The organism is Actinoallomurus liliacearum, from assembly GCF_039542035.1.
GTDB classification, from domain to species: Bacteria; Actinomycetota; Actinomycetes; order Streptosporangiales; family Streptosporangiaceae; genus Actinoallomurus; species Actinoallomurus liliacearum.
Map to the genome: position 1 here is coordinate 159,452 of NZ_BAABHJ010000006.1, position 17,523 is coordinate 176,974.

Sequence of the window (17,523 nt, forward strand, 5' to 3'; positions counted from 1 at the left end):
CTCAGTTCAATGAAGGGGAGACGAGGATGTCCGACCGCGTTCGGCTGGATGAGACGGAACAGTGGCAGGCGCTGCGAGCGCACCGTGAGGAGATCGGTGAGCCGCCGTTGCGCGAGCTGTTCAGGGCCGACCCCGACCGGGGCCGCCGATACGCGCTGGAGTCCGGTGACCTCTATATCGACTACTCGCGGCACCTGGTCACCGATGAGACGCTCCGCCTGCTGCGCGAGCTGGCGGAGGCCCGCGACGTCGCGGGGCTGCGGGACGCGATGTTCGCCGGGAAGAAGATCAATGTCACCGAGAACCGCGCGGTGCTGCACGTCGCGCTGCGCGCGCCGCGCGACGCGGTGATCGAGGTCGACGGGAAGAACGTCGTCCCCGAGGTGCACGCGGTGCTCGACAAGATGGCCGCCTTCGCCGAGCGGGTCCGGTCGGGTGAGTGGAAGGGCCACACCGGTAAGCCGATCCGCACGGTCGTCAACATCGGCATCGGCGGTTCGGACCTCGGCCCGAAGATGGCGTACGAAGCGCTGAAGCCGTTCAGCGACCGGTCGCGCGACTTCCGGTACGTCTCGAACGTCGACGGCGCCGACCTGCACGAGAACATCCGCGACCTCGACCCGGCCGAGACGCTGTTCATCGTTTCGTCCAAGACGTTCACGACGGTCGAGACGATCACGAACGCCACCTCGGCGCGCCGCTGGCTGCTGTCCGCGCTGGGCGACGACGCGGCGGTCGCGCGCCACTTCGTGGCGGTGTCCACCAACACCGAGCAGGTCGCGAAGTTCGGCATCGACCCGGCCAACATGTTCGAGTTCTGGGACTGGGTGGGCGGCCGCTACTCCCTCGACTCGGCCATCGGCCTGTCCCTGATGATCGCGATCGGGCCGGAGCGGTTCCGCGAATTCCTGGACGGCTTCCATCTGATCGACGAGCACTTCCGCACGGCTCCGCCGGAGCGCAACGCGCCGTTCCTGCTGGGCCTGCTCGGCCTCTGGTACGACGACTTCCACGGCGCGCAGACCCACGCGGTGCTGCCCTACAGCCACTACCTCTCCCGCTTCACCGACTACCTGCAGCAGCTGGACATGGAGTCCAACGGCAAGTCGGTGGACCGCCAGGGCGAGCGGGTGGACTGGGACACCGGCCCGGTCGTGTGGGGGACGCCCGGCACGAACGGCCAGCACGCCTACTACCAGCTCCTGCACCAGGGGACGAAGCTCATCCCGGCCGACCTGATCGGCTTCGCCCGGCCGCTCGAGGAGCTGGGGGAGCTGGCCGACCAGCACGACCTGCTGATGGCGAACCTGTTCGCGCAGGGCCAGGCGCTGGCGTTCGGCAAGACCGCCGAGGAGGTCGCCGCGGAAGGGGTGGCCCCCGAGCTGGTGCCGCACCGCACCTTCCCGGGCAACCGCCCGACCACGACGATCCTGGCGAACGAGCTGACGCCGTCGGTGCTCGGCCAGCTCATCGCGCTGTACGAGCACAAGGTGTTCGTGCAGGGCGCGATCTGGAACATCAACTCCTTCGACCAGTGGGGCGTGGAGCTGGGCAAGGCGCTCGCCAAGCGGCTCGAGCCCCAGCTCACCGCCGCGACCGCGGACACCTCCGACCTCGACGGCTCGACGGCCACCCTGGTCGAGCGGTACCGCACACTGCGCGGCCGCTGACCGGATCAGGCGCCCTTCGCGGCCGGGTCCTACGCAGACCGGCTCTGGAGCGTTTCGCGGCCGGGGTCCCGCGATGATCGGGTCAGGCGCCCTTCGCGCCCGGCCCCGGCGCCGACCGGCTCAGGAGTCCTTCGCGGACGGCCCCTTCCGCGACCTCGCCCGGGGCTTGCTCTTCGCGGGAGGCGCGCCGTCCGCCGGGGGCTCTGGATCCGGCTTCGGTCCCGCGACCGGTACGTCGCGGGACGTGCTCGTGGCGGCGCGCCTCGGCCGCGCGGGCGGCGCCGCCGCGTCCGGTGCGCCGCCGGCCGGGCTCCCGGACGCCGGCGGCGCGTCCCCTACCGGGTATGCGGGTGTCGGCCGCGTGCTCGGGGCGGTCGGCGGCGCGTCCCCGGTGGGCGACGGGGGCGGAGGTGCCTCGTCCCGTCGCGTACGGCGGCGGCGCCCCGGTGAACCGTTGCGCCCGAACAGCCGGTGGTCCAGCGTCAGCCGCCCGCCGGCGCCCGCCGCGAACAGCAGCGAGGCCAGGCCGAGGACGAGGACCAGTTCGAAGCCGTTGCGGGGCGTGCCCTTGTCGACGACGAACACCCCGTGCGCGGCGTGGACGAACACGAAGGCCCCGGCCATGTCCAGGAACAGCAGCGTGCCCGCCACCGGCAACGCGAGGCCGAGGATCAGCGCCGCCCCGCCCAGCAGTTCGACGAAGGTGGAGTAGACGGCCGCGGCCGTCGGCGCGGGAACGCCCATCGCGTCGAAGTCGTGGCCGGTCGCGGTCACGCCGACCTGGATCTTCTGCCAGCCGTGGGCGAGGAAGACCACCCCGATCCCGCACCGGGCGAGCAGGGCGACGGCGTCGTACACCGGCCGCCGGGACGTGGCGGCCCTCTCCTCGCGCTCCTCGCGGTCGTCGGTCCAGAACGCGTTCATGTCCTCGGGCGACGTTTCCATCGGACGATGATCCTTCGAGAGTCGAATCGCCGTCCACCCGGTTCCGGAAACAGGCCACGCGCCCATCCCGCCTGTCATCATGAGGCCTCATGGATCACGAGGGCATCATCGATGACGGGTCGTTCGCCGGGGACGGCCGCGCGGAGCCGGTGGAGACGGGGCGCGGGGAGACGAAGCCCGGGGAGACGGGGCCCGACTACTCGCTGGAGCGGCGGCTGATCGACGCCGGGGCCGCGCGCGTCGCCGGGATCGACGAGGTGGGCCGGGGCGCGTGGGCCGGGCCGGTCGTCGTGTGCGCGGCCGTCACGGACCTGACCGAGCCTCCCGCCGGGCTGACCGACTCGAAGATGCTCACCGCCCGGCGCCGCGAGCGGATCGCCGAGGAGCTCCGCGGCTGGCTGCCCGCGTACGCCATCGGCATGGCGAGCGCGGAGGAGATCGACGAGGCGGGCATGACGGAGGCGCTGCGGCGGGCGGCCGTACGGGCCCTGGAGGCGCTGCCGGACCGCCCGGACGCGATCATCCTGGACGGGAAGCACGACTACCTCGGTGGAGCCTGGCCGGTGCGCACCGAGATCAAGGGCGACCTGCGGTCGGTCACGGTGGCGGCCGCCTCCGTACTGGCCAAGGTGCACCGTGACACGCTGATGGCCGGGCTGGGGCACGAGGAGTTCGACTTCGCGCGGAACGCCGGGTATCCCTCGCCGACGCACCAGGAGGCGCTGCGCCGGCTCGGTCCGACACCGCACCACCGGCTGTCCTGGTCCTACCTCGACGACCTGCCCGAGTGGCGGCACTTGAAGAGGCACCGTCCGGACATCGAAGGCCAGCTCTCCCTGATCTGACCCGTACGAGCCGGTGGCCCGGCAGAGCCGGGGTGGCTCGTACGGGCCGGAGGGCTCATACGGGCCGGGCTGGCCCGGCAGAGGCGGCGGCCCGTCCCCGCGGGTGATCCGTCCCCGCGGGTGGTCCGTTCTCAGCCGGGTGAGCGGTCAGAGCCAGCCGTTGTGGCGGGCGGCCCGTACGGCCTCGATGCGGTTGCGGGCGCCGGTCTTGCCGATCGCCGCGGACAGGTAGTTGCGCACGGTGCTCTCCGACAGGTGCAGGCGCCCGGCGATGTCGGAGATCGTCGACCCGTCGGCGGCCGCGGACAGCACGTCGCACTCCCGTGGCGTCAGCGGGCTGGGGCCGGCGCTGAGGGCGGCGGTGGCCAGCTCGGGGTCGACGACGCGTTCGCCGGCGAGGACGCGCCGGATGGCCGCCGACAGGTCCTCGACCGGGCCGTCCTTGACGAGGAAGCCGCTCGCGCCCGCCTCCATGGCGCGGCGAAGGTAGCCGGGCCGTCCGAACGTCGTGACGATCAGGACCTTGCAGTCCGGCAGCGCGGCGTGCAGGTCGGCGGCGGCGTCGAGGCCGCTGCGCCCCGGCAGTTCGATGTCGAGCACGGCGACGTCGGGTCGCAGCTCGAGGGCGGCCGGGAGGATCCGGTCTCCGGCGGCGACCTGACCGACGACCTCGAAGTCGTCCTCCAGGTTGAGGAGGAGGGCGAGCGCGCCGCGCATCATTCCCTGGTCCTCCGCGAGCAGCACCCTGATCAAGAAACGGTCTCCTTCAGTGGCAGCGTGATGGTGAGCAGGTAGCCCCCGCCGTCGGCCGGCCCCGCCTCCAGGCGGCCCTCCGTGCCGCCGATCCGCTCGACGAGCCCCCGAAGGCCGTTGCCCTCGGATCCGCCGGAGGGGGCGGGCCCGCCGCGGCCGTCGTCGCGGACGGACAGGACCGCCGCGTCGTCCCGCCGGGCCACCGAGATCTCGCAGTTGGCCGCGCCGCTGTGCCGGATGACGTTCGTGACGCCTTCGCGCACCGCCCAGCCCAGCAGGGCGTCCGCCTCCGCCGGCAGCGGGGTGCCCTCCTTGCGGACCAGCGCCGTGATCCCGGCGTCCCGAAGCGCGGTACGGGCGCCGTCGATCTCCGCGTCGAGCCCGCGGCCGCGGTAGCCGGTCACCGCCAGGCGTACCTGCCGGAGCGCGTCCCGGCCGATCTCCTCGATGTCGGCGGCCTGCTCGGCGGCGAGCCCGGCGTCGCGGTCGGCGAGCTTGCGAACCGCCTGCGCCTTGACGACCATCACCGACAGCGTGTGCCCCAGCAGGTCGTGCAGGTCGCGGGCGAAGCGCAGGCGCTCCTCGGACACGGCGGTCCGGGCGAGTTCCTCGCGGGTCTCCCGCAGTTCCCGGATCGCGGCGAACAGCCGCAGCACGGTGGCGACGATGAAACCGGAGAGCAGGCTGCCGTACCAGACGGCGACCGCGTCCCCGGCGGACGCGCCCCGGACCCAGGCCAGCAGCGCCGCCGCGACGGCCAGCGGCGCGATCACCAGCGCCGGCCAGGGCCGTCGGCCCCAGGGGATGACGACCCCGCAGGTCAGGGCGAGTGTGGGCGTCAGCGAGCTCATGCCGTGCCCGAACCAGCCGATCATGGTGAAGACGTCCACCCCGGCCGCGATGAGCAGGACGACCGCCCGCCGGTCGCCCGGACCACGGCGGAAGCCGTACCAGATGGCGGTGACGAGGAGCATGACGTAGATCGTCAGCAGGGAACCGGACGCCCACACCGGCCGGGCATGGCCGTGCAGCACGTTGGAGAACGCGGAGTACCCGACGAGGAGCCACGGGTACATCCCGTACGGGCCGGGGCCGTCGTCGATGTGGCTCGCGATGTCCGCGGCCGGCCCGGCGACGTCGTCGCGGGCCTCGGGTCCCTGCCGTTCGTGCTGCACGCCGCACACTTTAGGGGGGACACGGCCCACGGCGTAGATCGGTCCATCTCGGTATGCGGCGGGACAAAAGTCCCGCCACGCGCGCTTCCTAAGATCGCGGACGCCGAAAAGGTGCTAGACCGGTGTTCGTGGATTGGATGCGTGACCATCTGGAGCGGATAGAGCGGCACAACACGGACGCGCTGGAGCGCGCCTGCGGGCTGCTCCTCGACACCGTCCTCGGCGGCGGCCTGCTGTACCTCGGCGGATCGGGTCATTCGCTGGCGATGGTGCTGGAGGGCTTCTTCCGCGCGGGCGGGCTGGCCTGCGTGTACCCGCTGTCCCGGCCGGAGATCTCGCCGCTCAACGGCGCGTGGCCGGCGACGGAGGCCGAGCGCCGCCCCGGCCTGGCCGCTCCGGTTCTGGAGGCCGCGGCACCCCGGCCGGGCGACCTGGTGATGATCTTTTCCAACAGCGGCACCAACCCGTACCCGGTGGAGCTGGCGACCACGGCACGGTCGTACGGCCTGCCGGTGATCGCCATGGTGTCCGGTCCGTCGATGGCGGCGGCTCCGCCCCGGGCGGGCGTGAAGCTCGGCGAGGTCGCGGATCTGGTGCTCGACACCCTGACCCCGCCGGGTGACGCCTCCTATCCCAACGAGGCGCCGCGCACGGCGGCACTGTCCTCATTGTCATGCGTTTACCTGTGGAACCTGCTTCTCGCCCGGATGGCCGACCGCGCCGAATTGCCGCTCTGGGTCAGTGCGAACGTTCCCGGGGGAGATGAGCGCAATGCGGAACTACTGGCCCGGTACTCGGAACGGGTGCCCGTGCTAAGAACGTCGGTTATGGGGTAAGGACCTGACCTACTTGGAGGTGGCGTCATGGACAAGACGGTCAAGGCGTTGCTGTCGGAGGCCGGACGAACCTTTGCCGAAGAGGCCGGGATTCCGCTGAAGGATCAACCGGGCGCGCTGTTCAAACTCCTCGTACTCGCCAATCTCCTCAGCACCCGGATCAGCGCCGACATCGCGACCGCCGCGGCGCGGGAGATCTTCGAGGCGGGCGGGGGAACGCCGCGCGGCATGACCAGGCTCACCTGGCAGCAGCGCGTCGACGCGCTCGGCCGGGCGCACTACGTCCGCTATGACGAGAGCACCTCCACCCGGCTCGGGGACATGGCCGAGCTCGTCCTCGAGGAGTACGACGGCGATCTGCGCAAGCTGCCGCTGAAGGCCGAACGCGACGTGGGCCACGCGAAGGAGCTGCTGGAGGAGTTCCCCGGCATCGGACCGGTGGGGGCCGACATCTTCTGCCGCGAGGCGCAGGCCGTATGGCCGTGGCTGCGTCCGTACCTCGACGACCTGACGCTGAAGGGCGCCGAGCGCGTCGGCCTGCCGACCGATCCCAAGCGGCTGGCCGACCTCGTCAAGGACCGCGACCTGGCGCAGCTCTCGGCCGCCCTCGTCCGCGTCGCCAAGGACAAGAAGCTCGCCGATCAGGTGGCGAAGGCTTAGTGAGCAACGCGACCCGCGCCCGGCCGGCCGGGCGGCCTCGGCCGGAGAGCGCCCGCCAGGGGCATGGCCACTGTCCGATAACGGTCTTGATAGGGACGCGCCACGCAATGGGTCCTGCCATTCGACGCCCAAGCTGCGCTATACACGTCCTCAGGCATGAGGGAGAGCGATGCGACCGTTCGGCAGATCCCGATCGCGCCCTCCGGTGGCGCGTGATCTGTTCGAACGTGCCCGCTGGCGCTATTTCCAGATCCAGCCGGGTCTGCGGAGGCTGACGTTCCTGCTGTTGGTCGTGGGATCGGCGGCGGTGGCGATCGTCGCGAATCTGCCGTTGCTGACGACCGTCGTGTTCGTCGCGACGCTCCTGCTGGTCGTCGACTTCACCCTCCGCTCGCCGAGCGGAATGGCGACGGCCTTCGTCGTCGCCTGCTGGCTGGCGGCCGTGATCCCGCTGAGCCGCCTCTACCCGGACGGCGGCCATGAGGCCGTCTTCCTCGCGGCGCTGGCACTCCCGGTCGCGTTCCTCGTCCACCGCATCCACGCGTACGCGCCGTGGCGCACCGCGGTCCTCTCACTGGGACTGGCCGGCATCGTGGCCGCCGCGCTCGCCCACCCGCTGCCGAGGCTGACCGCCGCGCCCGCCTGGGTGGCGGCGTTCGCCGTCCTCGGCTACCGCTGGTGGCAAGCGCGCCGCATCGTTCCCGCCGAGGCGTACGACACCGGCTGGGCCCAGGAGGACTACGCGGAGGACGACGAGTACGCCGCGCCGGGCCAGGCCCGCGCCGCCGAGGAGGTCCCCGACATCTCGGTCGACGAGGCGTTCGCCGAACTCGAGGCGATGATCGGCCTGGAGCCGGTGAAACGGCAGGTCCGGTCGATCGCGGCCTCGATCGAGGCCGCGCGGATGCGGGCCGCGGCCGGGTTCCCCACCGAGAAGCCGATGCGGCACTTCGTGTTCGTCGGGCCGGCCGGTACCGGCAAGACCACCGTCGCCCGCGCCGTCGCGCGGATCTTCTACGCCTTCGGGCTGCTGCCGACGCCGCAGGTCGTCGAGGTGCAGCGCGCCGACCTGGTGGGGGAGTACCTCGGCGCCACCGCGATCAAGACGAACGAGGTCGTGGACCGCTCCCTGGGCGGCGTGCTGTTCATCGACGAGGCGTACTCCCTGGTCAACGCCGGTGACGGACAGCCCGACCGGTTCGGCAGCGAGGCCGTCCAGACGCTCCTCAAACGCGCCGAGGACGACCGCGACAACGTCGTGATCATCCTGGCGGGCTACGAGGACGAGATGGAGGGCTTCCTCGCCTCCAATCCCGGCCTCGCCTCGCGGTTCGGGACACGCGTGAAGTTCCCCGCGTACGAGCCGGCCGAACTGCTGCTGATCGCCGAGTACCACACCGGCCTGCGCGGTGACCGTCTCGGCCCGGACGCCGGGCCCTGCCTGCGGTCGAAGTTCGAGGAGGTCTCCCGGCGCGGCGTCCTCGACGAGCTGGGCAACGGGCGGTTCGTGCGCTCCCTGGTCGAGTCCGCGGCCCGCGCCCGCGACGTCCGGATCGTCCATGCCGGCGCCGAACCCGCTCCCGAAGACCTCGTCACGGTCCACGCGGTCGACGTCGAGATCGCGTTCGCGGAGCTGACCGAGCGCTACCGCGGTTACGCCGAGACGCCCACCCTGGAGGAGGCGCTCGCCGACCTGGACGGCATGATCGGCCTGGAGCCGGTGAAGCGCCAGGTCCGGGCCATCGCCGCGCAGCTCCAGGTCGCGAAGCTGCGCGAGGAGCAGGGGCTGCGCACGCATCCGCCGACGCGGCACTTCGTGTTCGCCGGACCGCCCGGCACCGGCAAGACGACCGTCGCCCGGGTGCTCGGCCGGGTCTTCGCCGCGCTCGGCCTGCTGGCCCGGCCCGAGGTCGTCGAGGCCCAGCGCGCCGACCTCGTCGGCGAGCACCTGGGGGCGACGGCGATCAAGACCAACAAGGTGATCGATTCCGCGCTCGGCGGGGTCCTGTTCGTCGACGAGGCGTACTCCCTCGTCAATCCCGGCTACTCCGGCGGCGACGCGTTCGGCATCGAGGCGGTGCAGACCCTGCTCAAGCGCGCCGAGGACGACCGCGAACGCCTGGTCATCATCCTCGCCGGCTACGACGCGGACATGGACCGGTTCCTGCGGTCCAACCCGGGCCTGGCCTCCCGCTTCGCCGAACGCGTGGCGTTCCCCTCCTACGGCCCCGACGAGTTGCTGGAGATCGCCCTCACCATCGCCGAGCGGGCCGGTGACACCTGGGAGGAGGACGCGCTGGACGACCTGGCGGGCGTCTTCCAGCGCGTCTGCGGCCTCGGCCGGATCGACGAGCTGGGCAACGGCCGGTTCGTGCGCTCGCTGTACGAGAAGGCCTGCGGCTTCCGCGACCTGCGCGTCGCCGAGCTCGGCGCGGACGTCACCACGGCCGACCTGACCACCCTGACCACCGAGGACGTCCGGGCCGCCTACACCGACCTCGCCCGCCACCACTGATCGCCGGTACGGCGAGGACACCGCTGTCGGTGGGGCGCGCTAGCGTGCGGTGCCGTGGAGACGGTGACGTGGGAGCAGGTGCTGGCCTGGCGGCTGCGGCGGCAGTTCCTCGATCCGGCGGCCGGCGGTGACCCGGTCGAGGTCACCCGGCGGCTCGCCGGCGTCCAGGCACAGGTGGCCTCGGCCGCCGAGCTGGCGATCGCCGTCCGGCAGGCCGAGCCGGCACCGGGCGCGGTGCCGGCGGCCCTCGCCGACCGCAGGCTCGTGAAGACCTGGGCGATGCGCGGCACCCTGCACCTGCTGCCCGCCGACGAGGCCGCCGCCTACCTCGCGCTGTCCGGCGCGCACCGCAACTGGGAGCGCGGGAGCTGGCAGAAGACGTTCGGCGCCACGCCCGCCGACCTGGGGGCGATCGCGGCGGCCGCGACCGACGCCCTGGCCGGCGGCGCGGTCCTCAGCCGTGAGGAGCTCACCGCCGAGATCGTCGACCGCACCGGCTCGGCCCACCTCGCCGAGCTGCTCGGCTCCGGGTGGGGCGTCCTCCTCAAGCCGCTCGCCTGGTGGCGGGTGCTGTGCTTCGGGCCGCCGCGCGGCAACCGGGTCACGTTCGTCAGCGCCGCCTGGCTGCCGGAGGCGCCCGACCCGGCGGCGACCGTGCTCCGGGCGTACCTCGGCGCCCACGGGCCGACGACGCCGGAGCTGTTCGACAAGGTGTGGCTCAGCCGGGGCGTCACCCGCCGGGCGCAGCTCAAGGGCTGGTTCGCCGCGCTGGGCGACGAGCTCACCGAGGTCGACGTCGAGGGCGAGCGGCGTGTCATGCTCGCCGAGCACGTCGCGGAGCTGACCGCGACCCCGCCGAGCCGGGCCGTTCGCCTCCTCGGCGCGTTCGACGCGTACGTCCTGGGCACCGGCACCACCGCCACGGAGATCGTCCCGGCGGCGCGCCGCGCCGCGGTCAGCCGCAGCGGCGGCTGGATCTCCCCGGTCGTGTTGCACGGCGGCCGGGTCGCCGGGGTCTGGGCGGACGAGACGACCACGCTCTGGGAGGACGTCCCGGAGGACGCCCTCGCCGCCGAACGCGCCCGCCTCGCCCGGATCACCTCGGGCTCTCCGCGCGGCTGACCGGCGGGTCGGGGGCGGCCACGGTCGGCGGTCAGGCGCGCCCGGTCTGGTCGGCGGAGGCCACAGATGGCGGACAGGCGCACCCGGCCTGCCCGGGTCACCTCCCGCCCCGCCGATCGGCGGGTCAGCGGCGGCCGCGGATCGCGGACAGGAGCGCGACGGTGCGGGCCCGCTCCCGCTCGTCGCCGACCGGACTGGCCACGAACTCGGTGGCGCCGGCGTCGGCGTACGCCCGGATGGCCCGCTCGACCGTGTCCTCGGCGCCCGCGATGACCGTCTCGTGGACCCCCGACAGGCCTTGACGGTCCAGGATGGCGCGGTAACTGGGCTGCCGCCCGGCGCCGCCGACCGCCGCCGCGACACCCTGCCGGACCCCGTCGGGGTCGTGGGTGACGCTGACCATGACGCCCGCGACGACGCGAGGGTCGGGCCGTCCCGCCCGCGCGGCGGCGCGGCCGATGGTCGGCGCGATGTGCTCCCCGATCCCGCGCGGTCCGGTCCACACGGTGACCGCTCCGTCGGCGAGTTCTCCGGCGATCCGCAGCATCACCGGGCCCAGTGCTGCCAGGAGGACGGGCGGCGCGACGGCGCCCGGCACGCTCGTGCGTCCCACGGCGGTTATCACTTCGCCGTGGTGGTCGACCTCCTCGCCCCGTAGGAGCGGCACCAGCGCGGTCAGGTACTCGCGGACGTGCCGGGCCGGCCGGTCGTATGAGTGGCCGAACGCCTTCTCAATGATCTGCGGATGGCTCGGGCCGACACCGAGGATGAACCGGTTGCCGCTCGCGGCCTGCGCGGTGAGCGCCTGACCGGCCAGCGCCAAGGGATGGCGGGGATAGGTCTGGGTCACCGCGGTGCCCACGTCGATCCCCGGCACCTCCCGACCGACGAGGGTGGCGAGCGCGACCGCGTCCCAGGAGAAGAGCTGGCTGAAGTAGGCGCTGTCCAGCCCGGCCTCCGCCGCCGCGCGCACTTTCTCGATCATTTCGGGGAGAGCGGTGTCCTCGACCGCGACTCCGATCATCACTCCCAGCCGCATGGTGACCTCCCGATAACATGAACCGGATCTTCCGGTTCCGGCCACTACACTAACCTGAAGATCAGATTCCGATTGACCGCAGTGGGGAGATCCGTGCGAGCCGACGCGCGCCGCAACCGGGCGCTCATCCTGGACGCCGCGCTCGACCTCTTCGCCACTTGTGGCCCGGCGGTGTCCATGGAGGAGATCGCGCGGGCCGCGGGTCTGGGCGTGGGCACGCTCTACCGCCACTTCCCGGACCGGCAGGCGCTACAGGAGCAGATCGCCGCCGACACGCTGCGACGGCTCCTCTCCGCCCTCCGCGATCTGGCCGCCCGCCCCGCGCCGGCCTGGGAGGCGCTGGTGCTGTTCGTCCGCCACTGCGCCGGCCTGCCGCTGGCCCTGGCCAAGACGCTCGTGGATGACGCGTCCCCTCCTCCCGAGGTCGCCGAGCTCACCGGCGACGTGAACGGGCTCATCGCCCGGCTCGCCGAGCAGGCCCAGCGCGAGGGCTCACTGCGCGCCGACCTCCCACCCCGCGAGGTCGTCGACCTGCTCAGCGTCGCCGTCTGCCGGCCCGGAGCCCGCGCGGACGACGCCCTGACCACCGTCATCCTCGACGGGCTCAAAGCGCCGACGGCGGTCGGCCCAGCGCGCGGGGCAGCCGTTACGGTGGACTAACAGCGCGGTAGTCGTCACGAAACGTGCCGTCCGCACCATCTGAAGGAGTCGACATCGGTGGTGAGGCGTGATTCCTGGAGCTCTCATCCGGTTCCGTAACATCCACGGTTACTGGCGGGCCTTCCGAATGACCGGGAGCGGGCCGCCCCTGCTCCTGATCCACGGCATCGGCGACAACTCCGGCACCTGGGCGGACGTCATCCCCCGGCTCGCCGAACGCCACACCGTCATCGCCCCCGACCTGCTCGGCCACGGCGAGTCGGCCAAACCGCGGGCCGACTACGCCATCGCCGCGTACGCCTGCGGAATGCGCGACCTGCTCAGCGTCCTCGACGTCGACCGGGTCTCGGTCGTCGGCCACTCGCTCGGTGGCGGGATCGCCATGCAGTTCGCCTATCAGTTCCCCGAACGCTGTGAGCGGCTCGTGCTCATCGCCTCCGGTGGAATCGGCCGGGAGGTCCACCCGCTGCTGCGCCTGGCGGCGGCGCCCGGCGCCGAGATCGGGCTGTCGCTGGCGACCTCGACGCCCGCGCGCACGGCCGTGCGGCTGGCGGCCCCCGCCCTGCGTCTCACCGGCGGTCTGTTCCTGGGGACCGACTTCGACTACATCCTCCGGCGCTACCAGGGCCTGCGCACCCGGAAGGCGCGCGAGGCGTTCCTGCGGTGCCTCCGGGCCGGAGTCGACGTGCACGGCCAGGTCATCACGATGCTCGACCGCTGTTACCTCGCTGAGGGCATGCCGATCCTCATCGTCTGGGGCAGGGAGGACCACGTGATCCCCGTCGGGCACGCGATGATCGCGCACGCCGCCATGCCGGGCAGTCGGCTCGAGATCTTCGGGCGGTGCGGGCACTTCCCGCACCGCGACGACCCCGACCGTTTCGTCACCACGGTGGAGCGGTTCCTGGAGACGACCCAACCGGCGCTGCACGATCCCGGCCGGTGGCGCCGCCTGCTGCGAGCCGGCCGGAAAGAGGCCGGAGCGAGGGCGGAGACCCTCGCGCCCCACGTGTCCAGCGGTGTCTGACCCGCCTCCGCGCCATTCCCGGGTCGGCGCACGCCGCCGCCCGGTCTCAGGAGCGAGGCGGCCGGTACGACCAGTCCAGGGCACCGGAGCGCTCCACCTGCGGGTGGCTGTACCGGACGGGCCGCCCGGACTCCAGCGAGGTCGCGGTCGCCTGGAGGAGGGCGAGGTACGACGGCCAGCCTTCCCCGGAGCCGAAGATCAGGCCCTGTTCGTCGTCGGCGTCACCGACCCGTCCCCCGTGGTCGGGGTCGGCCACCAGCGTGACCCCGCCTCCGTCCTCACCGATCGGCACCAGCCTGCCGGACCACCACGTACCCGAAGCGTCCCCCTGGTCCCGCACGATGCCGCACAGCATGCGCCAGGTCGACTCGATCCGGTCCAGGGACAGCGGCCGGTACATCAGCGGGACCTGAAAGGCGGCTCGGTCCCCCTGCCGCACGCCGTTGTGGCGGAGCAGCGAGACGACGACGTCGTCGGGGAAGCGCACCCCCAGTCGGGACTGCGCGGCAGCGATGCGTCCCTGGTCCGCCGGTGGGCCCAGCGTGGCGTAGGTCGCGGGGGCGTGCGCGCGAAGCCACGTCTCGATACGGCGCCAGACCCGGTTCGTCGCCGCCGCCCGCGTCGGGTCCGGGCGCACCGGGATCGCGTGATCCGCGGACGGGGTGCATCCGATGGCCTTGAGCCGGGCCTGCGTCAGTGGCGTCCGCTTGGGCGTGGGGCCCGGTGCGGGAGTCGTCACCATCGGGCTGGGGCTCGGCGGCGCCGGGCTGGGCACCAGCGCGTCGACGAGGCCGACGAAGCCCTGGTCGGCCTTGGCGGTTCTCCTGCCGTTCACGACCAGCTTGCAACTCTCATCGATGCTCAGGCCCTGAACCCGGCCGTCGCCGTACGAGAACAGCACGACGTCGGCGAGCGGATCCCCGGCGTAAAGACACGCGATCGAGCCGCGGCCCATGACCGGCAACCGGTTGGCCCGCTCCGCGTACGACCGTACGTCGGGCAGCGGGTGGACGCCGATGAGCCGTGCGGGAGCCTCTCGAAGGCTGCCCCCCATCCGCCTCTGGTACCGGCAGATGACGGCGGAGCCGGGCTCACCGGGAACGAGCCGCGTGGCGGCGCCCGGCCGGGTCGGCAGATGATTCTTGGCGAGGAATGTGAACTGAGCCGGGCAACGGTCCCGAGCCGACGTACGACCCGCACCGGGGAGCAGTTGCGGTACGACCGTGACGGCGGCCGCCACCGCGGCCGTCCCCAATGCGCCCGCGCCCCACCGCCAGGACCCTCTCGGCGTCCGCGCAGGTGCCGGTTCGGGACTCGATTCGTCGGCCATGCGACAAGATCATGCCGCAGAAAAGGCCACCGACTCCCAGGGATCAGGCGGTCTCCTCGGCCACCACCGGAGTCCGCGCCCGGCGGCCGAGAACCTCCCAGCCGGCCAGCGCGCCCAGGACGGCCAATGTCAGGAAGGCGAGGACCAGCGGCGAGAGGAGCATGGAGACGGGAGCAAGGACCGCCAGTGTCCCCAGCGCCAGCACGCGCGCGGCCGTGAAGTGGCCGAACACCGCCCGCTTGAACAGCGCGTGCCCCGCGACGAACAGCGCCGGGCCGCCGAGCACCACCGTGGCCGTGCCTCCCGTCATGTGTCCGCCCGGGTGCGCGACGACCAGTTCGTCCGCCACGGCGGTGACGATGATCCCGGCGACGAGCGGCACGTGGCTGAACGTGTACGCGGACCGGCCCAGCCGGCCGGGATCGTCCGCGTTCGCGATCCGCGTCGCGGCGGCCTCCGCGCTGCGGTCGAAGTAGATCCACCACATCGCCACACTGCCGAGGAAGGCGACCGCGAACGCCGTGACCGCACCCGCGCCCATGTCCTTCTGTCCCGCGAAGGTGCTGCCGGTGACCAGCAACGACTCGCCGAGCGCGATGATCACGAAGAGCTGGCAGCGCTCCGCCATGTGCGAGCCGTCGATCGTCCAGTGCGCCGTCGTCGACCGGCCGAGCCCGGGGAACCGATAGCCGACCCACGGGGCGACGTACTCCAGCCCGAGCGCCAGGAGCCACAGGGCCGGCCGGGCCCCGTGGTCGCCGAAGGCGCCGGCGAGCCACAACACGCCCGCCGTGGTCTCCCACGCCATGATCCGCTGGAAGTTCGGCCCCAGCTCGTGCCGCCAGGTCGCGACGGTGGCGAACGCCGTACGGCCGACCTGAATGGCGACGTACCCGCCGGCGAACCACAGGCCACGGTTCCCGAACGCCTCGGGCAGCGCCGCCGACATCAGCAGACCGCTGAGCATCGCCGCGATCAGCACGAGCCGGACGGCCGGGTGGTCGGGGTTGAACCAGTTGGTGGTCCAGCTCGTGTACATCCACGCCCACCACACCGCCAGCAACAGCAACAGCGTCTCGGCCGCGCCGGTCACGGTGAGGTCCTTCAGCAGCCGATGGGACAGCTGCGTCACCGCGTAGACGAACACGAGGTCGAAGAACAGCTCGAAGTACGTGACCCGCGCCGCCCCGTCACGGCGGGAGCGCAGGAGTCCCACCGGAGTCCCGTGATTCACGCGGGAAGACTACGGCAGCGTGGACCGTCGTACGGCGTCAAGACGATCACGGAGCTCGTACGCCGTCGCGCCCGTCACGTACCCCTGCCGCCCCCGCACCGCCACCCAGACCGACGCGAACGGATCGAACAGCGCGATCCACCCGGGAAACTCGCGGCGCAGCCGGTGCAGCCACACCCAGCGCGCCTCCCAGACCGGATCGGGCGCGCGGCCGAAGGTCACCCGATCGACCCGTGTCGCCGGGGCGCGACCCGGCGGAAGGTCACCGGTTGCCGAGCACATTCCGGATCTCCTCGGCGGCGCGCGCCGTCTCCCGCGCGGGACAGATCGGGTCGCCCCAGGAGTAGAAGAACCACAGGGCGTCGCCGTCGACCCGGTAGTGGTCGATCCGGATCGTCTCGGACAGGACGGGCGCGTGCCGGTCCTTGGCCGCCGAGCAGTACGCCTACCGGCTCCGCCTGCACCGCGAGCGCGCCGACCTCACCCAGGACGACGTCGGCCGCGAATGCATCATCAGCGGCAAGATGATCAGCCACTTCGAGAACTGCCGCCGCATCCCCACCCTCGACGTCTCCAAGGACCTCGACCGCCTCTTCGCCTTGGACAAGTACTTCGAGGAACTCCACCCACACGTCGTACGGGAGACGGCGCTGACTCCCGGGTTCACGACTTACGCCGAAGAAGAGGAGCAGGCCGCATCGTTGCGGATGTACGAGCCGCTGATGGTGTCCGGCCTACTGCAGACGGAGGCGTACGCCCGGGAAGTCCTCCAGGTCGGGCAGAGCGACGAGCGGCTTGATCGGGTGGTCGCAGTCCGCATGGGCCGCCAGGACATCCTGGAACGACAGGACCCGCCATACCTGGTGGTTCTCGCCGGTCGGCGGACCGGGCGTCATGAAGGAGCAACTCGCGCACCTGCTGGAGATGGCGCAGCGCCCGAACATCGGTATCCAGGTGATTCCTGCGGGCGCCCCGGTGTACGTCTCCAGTGGCTTCGCCCTGCTCGGACAGGCGGACGGGACGAACGTCGCGTATGTCGACGGCGCGGCCGGTCACGGTCAACTGATCCGGCCCCCTCAACAGGTACACAGGCTCGCAGTACGCTTCGACCAGATTCGGGGCGACGCGCTCCCCGTGTCTGATTCTGAGAAACTAATCTGCGCGCTGATGGAGCAGATGTGAACCTCGTCCCCGCAGACAGCACCTGGCGCAAGTCAAGTTACTCTGGCGAAGAAGGCAGCAGCCTCTGCGTGGAGGTCACCCGAGTGACCCCCGCGACCACGGAAGAAAAGTGAACGTCACTTCTTCAGGCAGTACTTGGCGTAAGTCCAGCTACTCGGGTGAAGAGGTGAGCAGCAACTGCGTAGAGGTTGCCCAGCTGACCCGCAGCATCGCGGAGCAGTCGTGAACCTCGTCAATCCAGGCGACAACTGGCGCAAGTCCAGTTACTCCGGTGAGAACATCAGCGACACCTGCGTGGAGGTTGCCCGGCTGACCTTCGCTGAGTCGGCTGAGTCGTCCGCCGGGTGACCCATCGCGTTTCGCGTCGTCTACTCAGAGGACACGATTTCTCCTCTGAGTAGACGCCCAGGAATCGAAGGCACCGCCCTGGCGGGTGGTGTGTCGCGGTTGTCGATTCTGTCGCTTGGGCGGTCGGGTAGGGGCGTACCGATTGCTCGGTGAAGGGCCCGGTCCGGCCGTGATCTGGAGGC

20 protein-coding genes and 1 pseudogene are annotated in these 17,523 nt (G+C 71.9%); 13 read left to right on the forward strand and 8 right to left on the reverse strand.

The annotated features are described in order from the left end of the window. Positions 1–26: 26 nt before the first annotated feature. Positions 27–1,670 carry a glucose-6-phosphate isomerase gene (gene pgi, locus ABD978_RS14400; RefSeq protein ID WP_345353843.1) on the forward strand — a complete coding sequence of 548 codons (1,644 nt, stop codon included), beginning with the start codon at positions 27–29 and terminating at the stop codon, positions 1,668–1,670. A 120-nt stretch (positions 1,671–1,790) separates the two neighbouring features. Here pgi and ABD978_RS14405 read toward each other — a convergent pair whose 3' ends face one another. Beyond that, positions 1,791–2,615 (reverse strand): DoxX family protein, encoded by an 825-nt coding sequence (locus tag ABD978_RS14405; RefSeq protein ID WP_345353844.1) that lies wholly within the window; start codon positions 2,613–2,615, stop codon positions 1,791–1,793. A gap of 89 nt (positions 2,616–2,704) precedes the next feature. On the opposite strand from ABD978_RS14405, the gene ABD978_RS14410 reads away from it, so the two are divergent. After that, positions 2,705–3,460, forward strand: coding sequence for a ribonuclease HII (locus tag ABD978_RS14410; protein WP_345353845.1), 756 nt, complete (start codon positions 2,705–2,707; stop codon positions 3,458–3,460). A gap of 147 nt (positions 3,461–3,607) precedes the next feature. Here ABD978_RS14410 and ABD978_RS14415 read toward each other — a convergent pair whose 3' ends face one another. Beyond that, positions 3,608–4,213 (reverse strand): response regulator transcription factor, encoded by a 606-nt coding sequence (locus tag ABD978_RS14415; RefSeq protein ID WP_345353846.1) that lies wholly within the window; start codon positions 4,211–4,213, stop codon positions 3,608–3,610. Continuing rightward, positions 4,210–5,388 (reverse strand): sensor histidine kinase, encoded by a 1,179-nt coding sequence (locus tag ABD978_RS14420; protein ID WP_345353847.1) that lies wholly within the window; start codon positions 5,386–5,388, stop codon positions 4,210–4,212. Before ABD978_RS14420 ends, ABD978_RS14415 begins: the two co-directional genes overlap by 4 nt. Positions 5,389–5,525: 137 nt before the next feature. Here ABD978_RS14420 and ABD978_RS14425 point away from each other — a divergent pair, with 137 nt between their 5' ends. The 4 genes from ABD978_RS14425 (at position 5,526) to ABD978_RS14440 (ending at position 10,521) form a co-directional block, all read left to right on the forward strand. Continuing rightward, positions 5,526–6,224: a sugar isomerase domain-containing protein gene (locus ABD978_RS14425; RefSeq protein WP_345353886.1), complete on the forward strand. Its 699-nt coding sequence runs from the start codon at positions 5,526–5,528 to the stop codon at positions 6,222–6,224. Positions 6,225–6,251: 27 nt separating this feature from the next. Further along, positions 6,252–6,884 (forward strand): HhH-GDP family DNA glycosylase, encoded by a 633-nt coding sequence (locus ABD978_RS14430; RefSeq protein WP_345353848.1) that lies wholly within the window; start codon positions 6,252–6,254, stop codon positions 6,882–6,884. Positions 6,885–7,089: 205 nt separating this feature from the next. After that, on the forward strand, positions 7,090–9,399 hold the full coding sequence (locus ABD978_RS14435; RefSeq protein ID WP_425550714.1) for an AAA family ATPase: 2,310 nt from the start codon (positions 7,090–7,092) through the stop codon (positions 9,397–9,399). A gap of 54 nt (positions 9,400–9,453) precedes the next feature. Beyond that, positions 9,454–10,521 carry a DNA glycosylase AlkZ-like family protein gene (locus ABD978_RS14440; protein WP_345353850.1) on the forward strand — a complete coding sequence of 356 codons (1,068 nt, stop codon included), beginning with the start codon at positions 9,454–9,456 and terminating at the stop codon, positions 10,519–10,521. 124 nt (positions 10,522–10,645) lie between these two features. On the opposite strand, the gene ABD978_RS14445 is transcribed toward ABD978_RS14440, so the two are convergent. Then, on the reverse strand, positions 10,646–11,560 hold the full coding sequence (locus ABD978_RS14445) for a TIGR03564 family F420-dependent LLM class oxidoreductase (RefSeq protein ID WP_345353851.1): 915 nt from the start codon (positions 11,558–11,560) through the stop codon (positions 10,646–10,648). 93 nt (positions 11,561–11,653) lie between these two features. On the opposite strand from ABD978_RS14445, the gene ABD978_RS14450 reads away from it, so the two are divergent. Both ABD978_RS14450 and ABD978_RS14455 read left to right on the forward strand, forming a co-directional pair. Continuing rightward, positions 11,654–12,220 carry a TetR/AcrR family transcriptional regulator gene (locus ABD978_RS14450; RefSeq protein WP_345353852.1) on the forward strand — a complete coding sequence of 189 codons (567 nt, stop codon included), beginning with the start codon at positions 11,654–11,656 and terminating at the stop codon, positions 12,218–12,220. Positions 12,221–12,287: 67 nt separating this feature from the next. Further along, entirely contained in the window at positions 12,288–13,247 is a 960-nt protein-coding gene (locus ABD978_RS14455) for an alpha/beta fold hydrolase (protein ID WP_345353853.1), read from the forward strand. Positions 13,248–13,293: 46 nt separating this feature from the next. Here the strand turns inward: ABD978_RS14455 and ABD978_RS14460 are convergent, their stop codons facing one another. Genes ABD978_RS14460 through ABD978_RS14470 form a run of 3 tightly spaced genes read right to left on the reverse strand, consistent with a single transcriptional unit; the run spans position 13,294 to position 16,093 of the window. Beyond that, positions 13,294–14,577 carry an SMI1/KNR4 family protein gene (locus ABD978_RS14460; protein ID WP_345353854.1) on the reverse strand — a complete coding sequence of 428 codons (1,284 nt, stop codon included), beginning with the start codon at positions 14,575–14,577 and terminating at the stop codon, positions 13,294–13,296. Between the two features lie 43 nt (positions 14,578–14,620). Then, the gene (locus tag ABD978_RS14465; RefSeq protein ID WP_345353855.1) at positions 14,621–15,811 is read right to left on the reverse strand and encodes a low temperature requirement protein A; all 1,191 of its coding nucleotides are present in this window, start codon (positions 15,809–15,811) and stop codon (positions 14,621–14,623) included. 9 nt (positions 15,812–15,820) lie between these two features. Continuing rightward, entirely contained in the window at positions 15,821–16,093 is a 273-nt protein-coding gene (locus ABD978_RS14470) for a hypothetical protein (RefSeq protein WP_345353856.1), read from the reverse strand. A gap of 143 nt (positions 16,094–16,236) precedes the next feature. Here ABD978_RS14470 and ABD978_RS43880 point away from each other — a divergent pair. After that, positions 16,237–16,623 (forward strand): annotated as a pseudogene (locus ABD978_RS43880) (helix-turn-helix domain-containing protein); the annotation flags it as partial. On the opposite strand, the gene ABD978_RS14475 reads toward ABD978_RS43880, so the two are convergent. Next, positions 16,546–16,707, reverse strand: coding sequence for a hypothetical protein (locus tag ABD978_RS14475; RefSeq protein WP_345353857.1), 162 nt, complete (start codon positions 16,705–16,707; stop codon positions 16,546–16,548). The pseudogene ABD978_RS43880 and the gene ABD978_RS14475 overlap by 78 nt on opposite strands. On the opposite strand from ABD978_RS14475, the gene ABD978_RS14480 reads away from it, so the two are divergent. The 4 genes from ABD978_RS14480 to ABD978_RS14485 are packed head-to-tail and all read left to right on the forward strand — an operon-like array spanning position 16,706 to position 17,341. Further along, the gene (locus ABD978_RS14480; protein ID WP_345353858.1) at positions 16,706–16,993 is read left to right on the forward strand and encodes a Scr1 family TA system antitoxin-like transcriptional regulator; all 288 of its coding nucleotides are present in this window, start codon (positions 16,706–16,708) and stop codon (positions 16,991–16,993) included. The two genes, ABD978_RS14475 and ABD978_RS14480, sit on opposite strands and share 2 nt — an antisense overlap. After that, a complete protein-coding gene (locus ABD978_RS43885; protein WP_425550715.1) occupies positions 16,990–17,106 on the forward strand; it encodes a DUF397 domain-containing protein in 117 nt (38 codons plus the stop codon). Before ABD978_RS14480 ends, ABD978_RS43885 begins: the two co-directional genes overlap by 4 nt. Then, entirely contained in the window at positions 17,103–17,219 is a 117-nt protein-coding gene (locus ABD978_RS43890) for a DUF397 domain-containing protein (protein WP_425550716.1), read from the forward strand. Before ABD978_RS43885 ends, ABD978_RS43890 begins: the two co-directional genes overlap by 4 nt. Continuing rightward, the gene (locus ABD978_RS14485) at positions 17,216–17,341 is read left to right on the forward strand and encodes a DUF397 domain-containing protein (RefSeq protein WP_345353859.1); all 126 of its coding nucleotides are present in this window, start codon (positions 17,216–17,218) and stop codon (positions 17,339–17,341) included. The genes ABD978_RS43890 and ABD978_RS14485 overlap by 4 nt, the downstream gene beginning before the upstream one ends. Positions 17,342–17,523 lie beyond the last annotated feature (182 nt).